The following is a 13,229-nucleotide window of genomic DNA, read 5'->3' on the forward strand; positions in this document are numbered from 1 at the left end:
AAAGGGATGCTGGTGAAATTTCATCAGCATCCCTTTTTTTAGGACTAAATTTTAAATAAGTGGTGAATTGATTGATGGTTATGAATCCGAATAATTGCTTCTGCTAATAATGGCGCCACCGATAATTGCTTTAATTCATCAAATTGCTTTGTTTCAGGAACAACAATCGTATCAGTTGTGACCATCTCTTTAATGGCGGAGGCTTGAATTCGTTCTGATGCATCCCCCGATAAGACCGGGTGGGTTGCAACGGCAAAGACTTCCTTTGCACCCTTTTTTGAAACTAGTTCAGCCGAATTAGTTAGGCGATTTCCCGTATCAATAATATCATCAACGATAATCGCTACCTTATCCTTGACGTCCCCGATAATCATACTAGGCATGGTTAGATCAGGATTTTCGCGGGTATCTTCAGTCCGCTTATCAACAATGGCAACACTCACATCGTCACCTAGTAATTCTGCAAACCGTCTTGCCATCGTCATCCCCGCATGATCTGGCGAGACAATCACGAGATCGTCACTAATCGCTTGGTCCAAAAAGTATTTGGCCAAGGTTGGGGCAGCCTGTAAGTGATCAACCGGAATATCAAAGAATCCTTGTACCTGGGCGGCATGTAAATCAACCGCAATCAAGCGATCAATCTGATCCAATTCCAATAAATTAGCCACTAACTTGGCCGTAATTGGTTCCCGAGAGCGGGCCTTCCGGTCTTGACGAGCGTAGCCATAATAAGGCAAAACCACGTTAATCTTTTTAGCACTCGCTCTACGTAAAGCGTCAATCATAATTAACAATTCCATTAAATTATCATTGACCGGATCCGAGGTTGATTGGATCACGTAGACTTCCCGGCCCCGCACACTTTCATTAATGGTTATCGAAATTTCACCATCCGCAAAATGACTAACCGTACATTCTGAGAGCGGTAATCCTAGCTCTTCCGCGATTTTTTCGGCTAAGGGACGATTCGAGTTTAAAGCAAATAATCTTACATCGGCAGCATTTTGTAGTTCACTCATAATTGGTTCCTTTCCCACACATATAACTACTAATATTATTACAAGGATCCATCGGACTTGCAAGCACGTTTAGAAATCTTGCGGTTTAATTCCGGTCATCCCAATCATTGGATCGACCTCTTCATTCAGCACCATTTGAGCGGTAAGTACTCCCGGTCTTTTAGGCTGAACTCCTTGAGTAGCCTTTCCGTTTTCAGAAGCTTTTTGTGGTGCAATTTCCTTAGCTTCTGAATTTTCCCATACGGATACCAGCCGTTGGGTTAACGATGTCGCACGATAAACAGTTGGCGATTGGGCACATTGGACGAACGCTTCGGGATCGCCCAACATCATCAAAGCTCGGGAAGTTCTCGTCACGGCAGTATATAAAAGATTCCGATGCAAGATCGTTTCGTGCTGACTGGCACTATAGAATTGATCATTAAACAAAGGAATGATAACTACTGGTGATTGACTACCTTGTGATTTATGAATCGTCATACAATAAGCTAGTTGCAAGGCGGCTACTTGATTGGGACGTTCATACTCAATCTCCTGACCATCAAAATCAACGGTCATTTTAAGACTGAACCTTGCCTGAGGGTCACCATTTAATACCGCATTGCCTTCAATTGTTTTAATAATCCCAACATCACCATTAAAGACATTTCGTTCGGCATCATTCATTGTTTGCATGACCTTATCACCTATCCGCAGTTCACCTTGACTACTTCGATATACTGGTTGCTGGTCAGTAACTGGATTTAATAAATCTTGTAGATACTGATTTAATGAATCGGTTCCAGAGGCGCCTCCATGAAAAGGCGTTAGCACTTGAATATCCATTAATTGCTGTTGATACTTATATTGATATAGCTGGATAATTTCGCCGATTCGACGGGTAACTACCCGACTGGAACAGCGAATAAACTGACGACGCGCATAACGATTGGCTGGGGTCGGAGCAAAAAAAGCTGGATCGACTTGTCCCTGATTGATCCGTTGCGCCAAAGGAATAATTGAAGAGTCATCGGCTTGGCGATAAATATGTGATAGGCGACACTGCGGTAACTGATCAAAGGCTAACAAATCATGAAAAACCTGGCCTGGGCCTACTGATGGTAGTTGATCAACATCACCAACTAGGATCAATTGGCAATTATTTTCTACTGCCGATAAGAGGGTCGCAAATAGGATGGTACTCGTCATCGACATTTCGTCCACGATTAATAAATCATCACTTATCGCGGTTAAGTCATTACCTTGAAGTAGGTCTTCAGCGGAGTTATCTAAGGTTAGACCGAGTAATCGATGAATCGTGCTGGCTTCAATCCCTGTTACCCCATTAATTTGTTTAGCCGCCCGTCCAGTCGGTGCGACTAAGCGCACGTTACTTTCGGTCTTATCTGGATACAAGCGCAAATAACTTTGTACAATCCCATTTAAAATGGTGGTTTTACCGGTTCCTGGTCCCCCCGTAATCATCATGACCCGCGAAGATAAAGCTAATTTAATTGCATCAATTTGAATTTCGTCATATTGAATGGCTTGTTGATCACTAACGGTTTTAACCACTTCGGTAAGTTGGTCTTCATCAACTTCTATCGGATTGGCAGTTAAATCATGCAGCTCCTGGGCAATTTGCCATTCGGCTTGATACAAACTGGCTGGATAGACATCCGTTTCGTTTTCCTGATATAAACGTTTGTCCTCTAATAATATTTGTAGTTGGGTTTGCACTTGTTCTTGATCAACCGTTGGTTTGGTGAAATTTAAACGTTGCTGAGCCTGTTGTAATAATTGGGAAACTTGCACATAAGTGCCCCCCTGTTGGTTTGTGAGGTCGTCCGCTAGACATAAAAGGGCAGCTTGGATCCGGCGATCATCATCACCCACCATGCCTAATGATTCCTGGGCAATTTGATCTACCATGAGAAAAGTTAGCCCCCGTTCTTGCAAATCAATCGCATATTGATATGGATTATCATCTAAAACTTGCAAGGCGCGCGTCCCATATTGATCAAAAATTAGGTTAACAAAACGTTCTGAAAAGCCTAAGCCTTTAAGCCGTTGAATAATTTGACTCGTAGAACTACCAAAACTGAGTTGTTGGAATAACTTAATCAAGACTTGTTGATCAGCCGCATCCATTGTCTTAATTTCAGCCAGATCGGTCGGTTGCTCTAATAAATGGTTGACCGCTTCTTTACCAAAATGATCAAATATTTGTCGCGCAGCTGTTGCAACATGATTCAATGGTAGGTGCCGACCCCGCAGAAATCTAGTCAAGTCCTTAGCTGTATGCGGTAAAACCGCATGACAACCGTTACTATTAAATTGGAGGCCATAACGTGGATTATCAACTACCCGTCCATCAAATTCGTACTGATCACCTTCGACGACTTCACCGAGTTGCCCGGTAACTGTAATCTTATCAGTATCCCATTCAAAATTAGCATCTTCAACCGAAACCGCCACAATAAAAAAAAGCCCCCGATTAAAAATCACTCGTTCAACCGTACCAGTAAACGAGGTGGGACCTGTGGTGGTGACATTTGCTAAATGCTGAATGGGAGTGTTGTAATCTGCTTGCGCCTTTTTTGCCATTGTTTTCTCCCTAAATTCAGCTTTAGTTTTCGTCTAAATTCAATTGTTGCAAGGTTGCTTTAATCTCTTCAATCCGTTGTTCACTAGCTTTATAATAATCAGGGTCTAATTGCTGTGCTTGCTCTAAATATTCCGTATATGGTTCATTCATGGCCATTGCCACTAGTCCACGATTAAATTGCGTATCCGCCCGGCCAGGATGACGGGTTAAGATCTGATCATAATACTTAGCCGCTTCTTTAAATTCACCAGTCGCCAGTAAAGCATCCCCGAGCACTTGTGCAATCTCTGGATCTGAAGGCCGAGCTTCATAAGCGGTGAGTCCATATACAATGGCTCGTTTATAATCATGTTTTTTTACATATGATTGGGCCATCATTAAGTAAGCATCTGCTTTTAAATTTTCATCAGATACCTGATCATAGTACTTGATCGCCTCATCAACCTTGTCAACCGTGTAGTAAAGGTTGCCCAAGCCATATTTCAAAAAATCCACGGCGCGAGAATCATCGCGTTGTTCGAAAATTCCGAGTGCTTTCATAAACAACTCTTCAGCTTGCTCAAAATCTTGCAGTCGTGTTAATAATGAACCAAGTTCATAGTAATTGTTGAATTTAGTTGGTTCCTGATCAATCGCTTGAACTAGGCTATGCACAAGTTTTTCAGATTGATTAGATTGTACTTTTGGATCCATTCTTTCACCCCCGTTAAATTGTATCAGTTGGATCAATAAATTGACGCTGTAAATATGAAGTTTCATTCCATTGTTGAAGTTCAAAGGTCATCCCTTGATCCTCAGTCGTTACAATCGTCGTTGAGGTATTACTCAAGCCCCCTCGATCTTTCAAATGCGCTAAGGGCACCCCTAAGATCCCGTTAATACCAGCATTTAAGGCCGCCCCATGGGAAACCACTAAGACATTGCCAGTAGGATTAAAATGCTCATAATCCCGAATCGCTTCTTTAAATCGTTCGATGACGTGTGGAAAGCTTTCGCCATGAATAATTTGTTCATTATAGCTATCAGCATGATAATGAAAATTATCAATTACCGTTGGCCATTGCTTTTGGGCATCACGGTAATACATCCCCTCCAAATCACCCAAATTGACTTCAGCAATTCGCTTATCCAAGGTCAACGGAATCGGCATCCCTAACTGATCAATCAGTTCGGTCGCCGTTTCCTGGGCGCGTAATAAGGGACTCGTATAGGCATGTTTAAACTCTGTTCCTCTTAAATATTGAGCCAATAATTTAATATCATGGTGGCTTTCCGGCAACAATGGTGAATTCCCATTAGCACCTTGGTAACGGCCCTGTAAGTTCCATTCTGTTTTGCCATGTCGAATAAAATAAAAGGTTGTCATCTTAAATCACTTTCCACCCGTTATACTTTTTTAATGATACCAAATTATCAGAATAATAGGGAATAATTTGCTGATTAAATTACCAAACTGCTAAGGCCACTGCCAAAATCAAAGCTCCAATCCCCACGATAATTTGCATGACCCGAGTGGGAACGTAGCGAACAATCCGGGGACCAACTAATCCACCAAAGAAGTAGCCGACTGCCATTGGTAAGACGTACCCCCACAAAATGGTGGTTTCAAAGGCATAAATGATCACCGATAGAATATTAGTCACCGCAATGGAAACATTTTTAATGGCATTATTGGTGGCATAAGTTTGATCACGATTAATCACTGTAAATAAGGTGAGGACCAATACACCTGCTCCAGCACCAAAATAGCCTTGATAAATCGATACTAACCAAACCCCGATATAAGCAAAAAGATTTCTCAGACGCGCATGCTTAATTTGTTTACTTTCTTCCTTTAGGGATTGCCCCTTCTTTGAGCGCCGCGGCCATAATAAGGTCACTGCCGCAAATAACATAAAGAATGGCACTAAATGCTTAAATTGAGCCTCCGGAATCATGAATAAAAGGAAGGAACCGATTACCGCCCCGACGATTGTAATTGGTAAGATGCGTAAGATTTGTTTAGCCGAATGCTTCAATTCGGGAATTGATGCCAACAAGGCACTCCCTGAACTGGTAATGGTACCAAAGGTATTAGTAACATTAGCCATAATCGGGCTGAGACCGAACATTAATAAAGCTGGATATGAAATTAAAGAGGCCAACCCCGCCGCCGAACTTACTAAGCCAGCTAAGAAACCCACGACAGCTAGAGCAGCCCAAAATAAAAGCGTCCCCATTCCTAATTCCCTCGATTTAAAAGTTAAAAAAAGAGGCTGCACGCCTCAATTGTTATGATTAACTTGTATTATATGCTAATAATTAAACATATTGCAATAGCTTTTGTTCGTGATAAGCCCGATCGATAATCGCACTACCCAGACATTCTTGACCATCGTAAAACACAACCGCTTGGCCAGGAGTGATCGAACGTGCTGGTTCATCAAATTCGACGGTAACCTGACTTTGATCATCACTTAATTTAACGGTCACACCGACATCCTTTTGCCGATACCGAAATTTAGCCGTGCAATGGAAAGTGGTGCCGTATGTAGCTGGTACATCATCAACCCAGTGAATATCGCTAGCTTCCAAATGTGTAGCAATTAGATTTTCGTTATCATAACCTTGTCCCACATATAAAATATTCTGGGCTTGATCCTTCCCAACCACAAACCAAGGATCGTTATTCTCCTTAGTTCCACCGAGACCTAATCCTTTGCGTTGACCAATGGTGTAGTACATTAATCCAGCATGTTGACCGACGACTTTACCGTCAGTCGTTTGCATTTCTCCCGGTTGGGCAGGTAAATACTGACTTAAGAAATTCCGAAAATTCCCATCCTCGCCAATAAAACAAATTCCCACGGAATCCTTCTTCTTGGCATTCACTAAACCAGCCTCTTTGGCAATTTGTCGGATTTCTGGTTTAGTGTAGTTAGCTAAGGGGAACATCACGCGGTCCAATTGAGCATGGTCCAGTTGACTTAAAAAATAAGTCTGATCCTTATTCTGATCCTTCGCCTGCATCAAATGCATCTTCCCGTCAGCATCCCGCTTTAGATCCGCATAATGGCCCGTTGCAATGTAATCGGCCCCTAATTGGTTAGCATATTCAATAAAGGCTTTAAATTTAATCTCCTTATTGCAGACAACATCAGGGTTGGGGGTCCGGCCTTTTTTATATTCAGCTAAGAAATACTTAAAGACCCGATCCCAGTATTCCTTTTCAAAGTTTACGGAATAGTATGGAATCCCAATTTGGGTTGCTACTTTTGCCACATCTTTGAAGTCTTCCGTCGCCGTACAAACCCCATTTTCGTCGGTGTCGTCCCAATTTTTCATAAACACCCCGACCACGTCATAGCCTTGACGTTTAAGTAGCAAAGCCGTGACGGATGAGTCGACACCACCACTCATCCCGACAACTACGCGCGTTTGACTGTTATCAGTCATGCTTATTCACCATCATTTCTGTGTAGATTCTGAACCGTCTACGATTGAAGGTCGCATGTCCAGTGTTTCCATTGTAGCAAAGGCCCGTCGACCTTGCATTAAAAATGATTTAGCCCCGTTTGAAAATCTCGCGTTCAACCATCTCATCCATAATAAACTGGAGTTGCGTTTTAAATTCCTCTGCACGCGGCATTTGATAGATATTAATCTTTTGCAACCCATTCGCATTCACCGTCTCCATTTTGAATCCGGTTAAGTCTTGATTAATGACAATCCGTAACTTAGCTACCGGTTTAAAGGGATTCTGACGATCTAAACTTCCTTCGTATTTATAATTACCTTGGCGCGTTTTTTCAAAGCCTAAATCAATTAATGGATATTGCTTGATGTGTTCGCTAATTTGATACTTCGTAGAATCGCCAGTAATTTGTTGACTAGCCTGAAATTGCATCTTTTACCCCTCTGCTAAATTCGCAAATAGTTGTAACAACATCTTCGCGGAACGCTGCCCCGCTTCAATAATAAATTCATCAAAGCTAACTCCCGCATCTTCGTCGCCATTATCTGACATTGCGCGGACGACCGCATAAGGAACTTGGTGATCATTGGCAACTTGGCCCACTGCTGCCCCTTCCATTTCAGAAGATAAAACGTCCGGGAATTTTTGCTTAATCACTGCAATTTGGGCTTGGCTCGCGATAAATTGATCACCAGAAACAATCAGTCCCGTTCGCACCGTTAAACCAGTCTCTGCACCGGCCTTTACTAAAGCCGCTACTAATGACTGATCAGCGGTGAACCGAGCAGGTTGCCCTGGTAATTGACCATTCTCGTAACCAAATGCAGTGACATCCACATCATGATAGGCTGTCGCTGTTGATACAACCACATCGCCTACCGCTAAACCTTCACCAATTCCCCCAGCTGATCCCGAATTAATCACCACATCAGCTTTTAAATCCGTAATCAAATGTTCGGCTGTAATCGCCGCTTCTACCTTGCCAATCCCCGATTCCACTAACACCACTTCTTGACCACTAATTTGACCACTCAAATAGTCTTTATCGCCAATCGTTGTGGTCACAGGATGTTCTAATTGAGCCGTTAATTCCTTAATTTCTTCTGGCATCGCACAAATTATTCCATATATCATATTACTCTCCTTTTAACCCACTAAAAATAAGATCGCATAAACAATGATAATTAAGACGATCAAAATCCCAATCACCACATTTAACTTCCATTTCATCGCCGCGGTCTTTTCGGCTTCAAGGGCCTGTTTTGATTGTTGCTGACTTTGCCCCCGCGTCATGGTCGCTTCCTCAGCCGGTTGATCAATGGGTCTTTCAGTCTGATTTTTTTGCTGGCTCACTTTTTTCAGACGATTTAACAATTTATTATCTTGCTTGGCATGTTGCTCACGACGACTAGGTGTTGTCTCCGTTGTTGGGCTTTCTTGAGGTACCTCATGAGCTTGACGATAAGCCCGTCGACTCATCTCCTCAGAATTATGATCATTCATTAGCTTCACCTACCATCGATTGCCAAAAGTAAATGGCCATAATTGTTTTTAAATCATTAATCTTTCCTTGACGAATTTGAGCCAAGGCTTCCGGTAAAGATAAATAAATTAACTCAATTTGTTCATCCGCGTCTTGTGGTAAAGCCTCATCGACGGCACTTAATCCAGTCGCTAAATAAAAACTTAATTTCTCATCAGTAAAGCCAGGGGAAGAAAAATCTTCATTGATTTTTACTAATTTTTCAGCTTGATAACGGGTTTCTTCATTTAGTTCTCGCTTAGCAGCTAAAAAATCATCACCATGATCCCGTTCATCCAGCTTCCCTGCCGGGATTTCAATCGTCACTTGGTTAACCGGGTTTCGCCACTGGCGCTCCAAAATCATTTTATGATCATTCGTAATCGCCAAAATAGCAATTGCAGGCGCATGCCGGACCACATCTCGGGTCGCTTGATGACCATTCGGGGTTTCAACGGTCTGTAATTCCACTTCAATGACATTGCCTTGATAAACAGATTTCACATCCGTCACACGTTCTTTAAAGCTCATTTAAATCACTTCCTAATTGATGACTTTAATGTGGGCTGCTTGCGGACCGTACTTACCTTCCACAATCACAAATCCCATTAATTGTCCAACCGTTAACGATTGATTGCGTAAATTTTCAATACTGCGCTTGCGAAAAAAGATTTCGCCATCTTGCGGAGTTTGAATCATTCCATTCCCTTTTTGTTGATCATATTTCGTAATTTTTCCCGTAATCATGGTTAACCTCAAAAAAATACCAAGTAATGTAAACATTACTTGGTATTTTACACTAATGTGATTTGAATGTCATGATTGCCATCGAGGCTTACTTACTTTCAAAGCCTTCGGTTACCGCTTCAGGATAGTTTTCCCGCACTAATTGAGCACACCGCGCACAAAGTTGTGGGAAGTCCGGATCGGAACCAACATCTTCTTTGACCATCCGACACCGTTCACAAGTTTCTCCTTGAGCCACCGAGACCTTAACTGCAGCTTTGTCATTGAATACTTCCGCATCAGCTGGTGTTTCATCAACTGAATGTACGCGAAGGTTAGAAACACCGAACATCAGAGCAGCATCTGCATTAAGATTATCCAACGTCGTTTGTTGACTTGGCGTAACATAAAGGTCCGCTTCCGCTTCAAGTGAACGACCAATTAATTTGGCATCCCGCGCTTCTTCTAGCGCCTTTAAAACATGCGAACGTAATTCCATAAAGGCATCCCAAGTTGCCAATAATTCATCTTCTTGGTCAAAGGAAACTGCCTCGGGAATTTCCGTTAATTGGACATATTCTTCTGGTTCTGGTAGGTATTCCCAAACTTCTTCCGTGGTGTGTGGGAGGAATGGTGTTAACAATTTAGTCATGCCAACTAAGATATCATAAAAGACCGTTTGCATGGACCGCCGAGTTTGTGAATCTTCGCCATCGATGTATAAGACATCTTTAGCCACATTCATATAGAAAGCGGAAAGGTCATTGTTGACGAAATTAATCAACAACTTGTATGAATCCAAGAAATCATATTGGTCCATGTATTCCCGCATATGCTTTAAGAATCGGTTAAATTTAACCGCCATATATTGATCAACGCTTGATAAATCAGCATAATCAACCCGGTTGGTCTTAGGATCAAAGTCACTGGTATTAGCTAACAAGAAACGGAAGGTATTCCGTAACTTCCGGTAGGCCTCTGACATTTGTTGCAAGGTTCCCATGGAAACCCGGACGTCAGCAGAAGTATCCGCACTCATTACCCAAAGGCGGATAATTTCAGCCCCCATTTTTTCAACGACTTCGTTTGGATCAATAACGTTCCCAACGGACTTACTCATCTTTTTACCTTCGCCATCCAGGGTGAAGCCTTGTGAAAGTACTGACTTGTAAGGGGCATGGCCAGAAACCACCACGCTGGTAATTAAACTCGAGTTGAACCAACCCCGGTATTGGTCTGAACCTTCCAAGTACATATCACTTGGATAAGTCAAGTAATCCCGTTCCGCTAAGACCCCTTGGTGAGAAGACCCTGAATCAAACCAAACATCCATAATGTCAGTTTCCTTCGTGACTTTACCATTTGGTGAATGTTCACTAGTGAAACCTTCTGGCAAAAGATCCTTGGCATCGCGATCAAACCAAACATTCGAACCATATTGACGGAAAAGATCAGAAACATGGTCAATTGTTTCCTTTGTCATAATTGGCGTGCCATCTTCGGCATAGAAAATTGGTAATGGGACCCCCCAAACCCGTTGCCGAGAGATTACCCAGTCACCACGATCCCGGAGCATATTACGCAAGCGAGTCTTCCCCCATGCAGGGTAGTAAGTCACTTCGTCAACAGCCTTTAAGATATCATCCCGCATCTTATCAATTGACACGAACCATTGATCAGTAGCCCGGAAGATAATTGGCTTCTTGGTCCGCCAGTCAAATGGGTAACTGTGCGTGACATCTTCTTGTAGGACAAGGAGGTCAGCGTCTTCTAATTTCTTTAAGGCAATTGCTTCTGAATCTTGGTAGAAGACCCCAGCAAAATCCGGACCTGCTTCTTCAGTTTGGTACCCTTGGTCATTTACTGGAGCAAAGACTGGTAAACCGTACTTGATCCCAACTTGGTAGTCATCGTCCCCATAACCTGGAGCGGTGTGGACAAGTCCCGTCCCATCACTAGTGGTAACGAAATCACCTAACATAACAAGGACTTCACGATCCTTATAAAATGGATCGACACTGGAAAAGGCGTGTTCAGCGGTCATGTATTCAAACTCAGCCCCTTTATAGGTCTTCAGCGTTTGAACATTATGCCAACCAAATTTTTCGGATAGTTTTTCAACTAAATCACTGGCAACCACATATTTTTTAGGATCATCATCATGGGTAAATAGTGAATAATCAAAATCTGCTCCAACCACAATCCCTTCAGAAGCTGGGATCGTCCATGGAGTCGTCGTCCAAACTAAGAAGTAGGTGTCATTATCAAGGACGCCTTTGCCATCTTTGACTCGTTCACCATAAAAGGCGCTTTGCGAAGTAATATCCTTATAATCAACTTCGGCTTCTGCTAAGGCTGATTCTGAGGACCATGACCAGTAAACTGGTTTCTTACCTCGATATAGTAAGCCTTTTTCAGCAAGGGCGCCAAAAACCTTAATTTGGGCAGCTTCGTATTCATGAGCATAAGTCACATATGGATTATCCCATTCACCAGAAACGCCAAGACGCTTAAAGCCTTTTCGTTGAATGTCAATTTGCTTCTTAGCATATTCCAAACAAAGATCGCGGAAATCAGTCGTACTCATCTTCTTCCGGTCATAACCTTCTTTGGTCAACTGTTGCTCAATTGGTAACCCGTGGGTATCCCAACCAGGAACATAAGGAGCTCGATAGCCGGTCATTGACTTGTAGCGAACAATAAAGTCCTTACTAATTTTATTCATAGCATGACCAATGTGAATTGGCCCATTAGCATATGGAGGTCCATCATGAAGGACAAAGGTTGGTTTCCCTTCGTTTAACTTCTGTCGTTGTTCATATACTTTATTCACTTCCCATAACTTTTCACGTTGTCCTTCCCGCTCTGGAAGATGACCACGCATGGGAAATTTAGTCTTACCTAAATTTAAGGTATCCTTAACTTTCATCATGTGCCTCCTAATGTTTTGCTAATTCTTTTTAAAATAAAAAGCACACCTCATCCCGATCAAGGGACGAAATGTGCTCGCGGTACCACCCAAATTCCGACTCAATTGCTTGAATCGCTCTCCATTTGTTAACGGTGATGAACCGGTTAAACTTACTAGCTTCGGTTTAACGTTCGGAACTGATTTGCTAATTCATGCTTTTTACTAGTATCACACCGGTCACTAGCTCTCTGAAAAAAAGCATTCGAACTGCAGGGTTCCTCATTACTTTAAAAAGATAATTCAAACTAGTTAGTTATCTTCTGGAAAGACGACTACGGTTTTCCCATCATCTGTTTCACTTTCCGAATCTGGAATTTCACTTAATGGTTCCAGTGATTCACTAGTAGTTTGAGTTGTTGGTGTAGATTCTACACTTTCTGATGAATCACTGTCAAGCCGACTTCCTAAAATCTTTTCTAAATCGTCCAATTTACTGTAGTCATCGTCAGCGAGCAATTGATCCCAATCTTCGCCATGTAATACTTCTAATTGTGATTCTAACATTACTTGTAATCGTTGCCGGAAAATCCGGGTTGATTTTTTTAAATCGCTAGTAGCAACGGTTAACTTCCGCGTTGAATTAGCACATTCAGCAATCACCGCATTTGCTTTTTCATTCGCCGCAGTCACTATATCTGTTGCTTGTTTCTGCGCCTCTCGAACAGTTATTTCAGCTTCACGCTCAGCATTATTTTTAACTTTTTCCGCGGCTTCTTGGGCAACCAAAATTGATTTGTTCAGTGAATCTTTTAAATCCGACAAATAGCGCAATTTTTCTTCACTCGCCTTGGCCTTTTCAGCTAATTCATGGTTTTGCGCTTCTAACTCGCGTAATTGCCCCGCAACTTGTCCTAAAAACTCTTTCACTTGATCCGGGTTGAATCCCCGCATTTTGTTATCAAAAGTTTTATTCGTAATTTCATCTACAGTTAAACCCATACTATCCT

Annotated in this window: 13 protein-coding genes and 1 other annotated feature; all 13 genes read right to left on the reverse strand. The window is 42.2% G+C overall.

The window, feature by feature from the left end; genetic code table 11:
• Positions 1-44: 44 nt before the first annotated feature.
• The 13 genes from PS3_RS09210 to PS3_RS09270 all read right to left on the reverse strand — a co-directional run bounded on the left by PS3_RS09210 (position 45) and on the right by PS3_RS09270 (position 13,221).
• On the reverse strand, positions 45-1,022 hold the full coding sequence (locus tag PS3_RS09210; RefSeq protein ID WP_007122792.1) for a ribose-phosphate diphosphokinase: 978 nt from the start codon (positions 1,020-1,022) through the stop codon (positions 45-47).
• A 69-nt stretch (positions 1,023-1,091) separates the two neighbouring features.
• On the reverse strand, positions 1,092-3,608 hold the full coding sequence (gene recD2 / locus PS3_RS09215) for an SF1B family DNA helicase RecD2 (RefSeq protein ID WP_007122793.1): 2,517 nt from the start codon (positions 3,606-3,608) through the stop codon (positions 1,092-1,094).
• Positions 3,609-3,630: 22 nt separating this feature from the next.
• Positions 3,631-4,302, reverse strand: a complete 672-nt coding sequence (locus PS3_RS09220; RefSeq protein ID WP_007122794.1) for a tetratricopeptide repeat protein — start codon at positions 4,300-4,302, stop codon at positions 3,631-3,633.
• A 13-nt stretch (positions 4,303-4,315) separates the two neighbouring features.
• Entirely contained in the window at positions 4,316-4,975 is a 660-nt protein-coding gene (locus PS3_RS09225; protein WP_007122795.1) for a histidine phosphatase family protein, read from the reverse strand.
• Positions 4,976-5,054: 79 nt separating this feature from the next.
• Complete coding sequence (locus tag PS3_RS09230; RefSeq protein WP_040468813.1) at positions 5,055-5,828, reverse strand: sulfite exporter TauE/SafE family protein; 774 nt, start codon at positions 5,826-5,828, stop codon at positions 5,055-5,057.
• Between the two features lie 82 nt (positions 5,829-5,910).
• Positions 5,911-7,044, reverse strand: a complete 1,134-nt coding sequence (gene mnmA / locus PS3_RS09235) for a tRNA 2-thiouridine(34) synthase MnmA (RefSeq protein ID WP_007122796.1) — start codon at positions 7,042-7,044, stop codon at positions 5,911-5,913.
• A gap of 109 nt (positions 7,045-7,153) precedes the next feature.
• Positions 7,154-7,495, reverse strand: a complete 342-nt coding sequence (locus PS3_RS09240) for a cysteine desulfurase (RefSeq protein WP_007122797.1) — start codon at positions 7,493-7,495, stop codon at positions 7,154-7,156.
• 3 nt (positions 7,496-7,498) lie between these two features.
• Positions 7,499-8,197, reverse strand: coding sequence for a 5'-methylthioadenosine/adenosylhomocysteine nucleosidase (locus tag PS3_RS09245; RefSeq protein WP_007122798.1), 699 nt, complete (start codon positions 8,195-8,197; stop codon positions 7,499-7,501).
• 12 nt (positions 8,198-8,209) lie between these two features.
• A complete protein-coding gene (locus PS3_RS09250; RefSeq protein ID WP_040468816.1) occupies positions 8,210-8,566 on the reverse strand; it encodes a hypothetical protein in 357 nt (118 codons plus the stop codon).
• Positions 8,559-9,116: an NUDIX hydrolase gene (locus PS3_RS09255; protein WP_007122799.1), complete on the reverse strand. Its 558-nt coding sequence runs from the start codon at positions 9,114-9,116 to the stop codon at positions 8,559-8,561. The genes PS3_RS09250 and PS3_RS09255 overlap by 8 nt, the downstream gene beginning before the upstream one ends.
• Before the next feature lie 12 nt (positions 9,117-9,128).
• Positions 9,129-9,332: a cold-shock protein gene (locus PS3_RS09260; RefSeq protein ID WP_040468818.1), complete on the reverse strand. Its 204-nt coding sequence runs from the start codon at positions 9,330-9,332 to the stop codon at positions 9,129-9,131.
• An 88-nt stretch (positions 9,333-9,420) separates the two neighbouring features.
• The gene (ileS, locus tag PS3_RS09265; protein ID WP_007122800.1) at positions 9,421-12,240 is read right to left on the reverse strand and encodes an isoleucine--tRNA ligase; all 2,820 of its coding nucleotides are present in this window, start codon (positions 12,238-12,240) and stop codon (positions 9,421-9,423) included.
• A 59-nt stretch (positions 12,241-12,299) separates the two neighbouring features.
• Positions 12,300-12,514 (reverse strand) — a binding site (T-box leader).
• A gap of 17 nt (positions 12,515-12,531) precedes the next feature.
• Positions 12,532-13,221, reverse strand: a complete 690-nt coding sequence (locus tag PS3_RS09270; protein WP_007122801.1) for a DivIVA domain-containing protein — start codon at positions 13,219-13,221, stop codon at positions 12,532-12,534.
• Between the last annotated feature and the right edge of the window lie 8 nt (positions 13,222-13,229).

Source organism: Limosilactobacillus gastricus PS3, from assembly GCF_000247775.1.
Taxonomy (GTDB): Bacteria; Bacillota; Bacilli; order Lactobacillales; family Lactobacillaceae; genus Limosilactobacillus; species Limosilactobacillus gastricus_A.